The following is a 1,497-nucleotide window of genomic DNA, read 5'->3' on the forward strand; positions in this document are numbered from 1 at the left end:
TCCGCAACCGAGCGACGCGAGCGAAAAGAGCGCGAGCCCCGCGCCGAGCATGCGCTTGCGCCCGAAGCGGTCCGCGAGCCCGCCGGCCGCCAGCAGACAGGCGGCGAACGCGGTCATGTAGGCGCTCACGACCCATTCGATGTCGGCGAAGCTCGCATGAAAGCCGCGCGCGATGCTCGGCAGCGACACGGCGACGACGTTCGTGTCGAGCACGATCAGCGAGCACGTCGCCGACGCGACCGCGAGCGTCGCGGCGGCCGGCAGGCGGGGGCTAGCGGGCACGGCGGCGCGCGGGGCGGGGGAAGGCAGCGACATCGACAGCTCCGGAGCAAGAGGAACGAGCCGTATGCTAGGCTGGGCTCGTATTGCCTGTCATTGATACGTCCACGCAGTTTTATTGACGAAAATTGCAATCGTGAATCCGCTCGAATTCCGTCATGTGCGTGCGTTCCTGAGCGTCGCGCAGCATCTGCATTTCGCTCGCGCGGCCGACGCGCTCGACATGGCGCCGCCCGCGCTCACGCGGCAGATCCAGGAGGCCGAGCGGCTGCTCGGCGTGCGGCTGTTCCAGCGGTCGCGCCGCGCGGTCACGCTGACGGCGGCGGGCGTTGCGTTTCTCGCCGAGGCGAGCGCCGCGTTCGAGCATCTGCAGCGCGGCCGCGAACTCGCGATGCTGGCCGAGCGCGGCGAACTCGGCCGCATCGAAATCGGCTATGTGTCGTCGGCCGTCTATTCGGGCGCGCTGCAGCGCACGGTCGGCGCGTTTCGCGCCGCGCATCCGCGCATCGAACTGAACCTGCGGGAAGTGCCGATGGACGACGTCGCGAAGCAGCTCGACGCGGGCCGGCTCGACCTCGCATACGTGCGCCCGCCGTTGCCGCTGCCGGGCGGGCTGCGGATCGTCACGCTGCAGCGCGACGTGTTCGTCGCGGCCGTGCCGGCCGATTCGCGCTACGCGTCGATGACCGCCGTGCGCGCCGCCGATCTCGCCGACGCACGCTTCGCGGTGCCCGAGCAGGAGCGCGGCACGCTCGAGGTCGCACGCCGCGGCCGCTTCGCGCCCGTGATCGCCGCGCGGCCGGGCGGCTTGCTCGCGGTGCTCGCGTGCGTGTCGGTCAACGGCTGGGTCGCCGTGATTCCGGACGCGCTCGCCGGCTGCGTGTCGTTGCCGGGCGTCGTGTACCGGCCGATCGCCGGCAAGCCGATCACGTCCGAACTCGCGCTCGCGCACCGGCGCTTCGAGAAGGCGCCCGCGGTACGCGCGTTCCTGCGCACCATCCCGGCGGCAGGCTAGCGCCTGATCTTCCCCCGCCGCCATTCCCCGCTCGCACGAATAAGCATTGCGCGATTCGATGTTTGCCGGCGCGAAACCGATTCCGTAATCTGCCCGGCAGCCGCGCGGCCCGCGCGCGGATCACCGAGGACCCGCCGCCGATGACTTCGCCCCCCGCCCCCGCCCGCCGCCGCGCGTTGCTGCGTGTGGCCGCTCTCGCCGCC

At 71.7% G+C, this 1,497-nt stretch carries 2 protein-coding genes; one reads left to right on the forward strand and one right to left on the reverse strand.

The window, feature by feature from the left end; genetic code table 11:
• A partial coding sequence (locus F3J14_RS34950; protein WP_166726757.1) for an MFS transporter occupies positions 1-315 on the reverse strand: 315 nt, incomplete at its 3' end.
• 100 nt (positions 316-415) lie between these two features.
• Between F3J14_RS34950 and F3J14_RS34955 the strand changes: the two genes are divergently transcribed.
• Entirely contained in the window at positions 416-1,294 is an 879-nt protein-coding gene (locus F3J14_RS34955) for a LysR family transcriptional regulator (RefSeq protein WP_166726758.1), read from the forward strand.
• Positions 1,295-1,497 lie beyond the last annotated feature (203 nt).

The organism is Burkholderia sp. Tr-862 (assembly GCF_011753085.1).
Taxonomy (GTDB): domain Bacteria; phylum Pseudomonadota; class Gammaproteobacteria; order Burkholderiales; family Burkholderiaceae; genus Burkholderia; species Burkholderia ambifaria.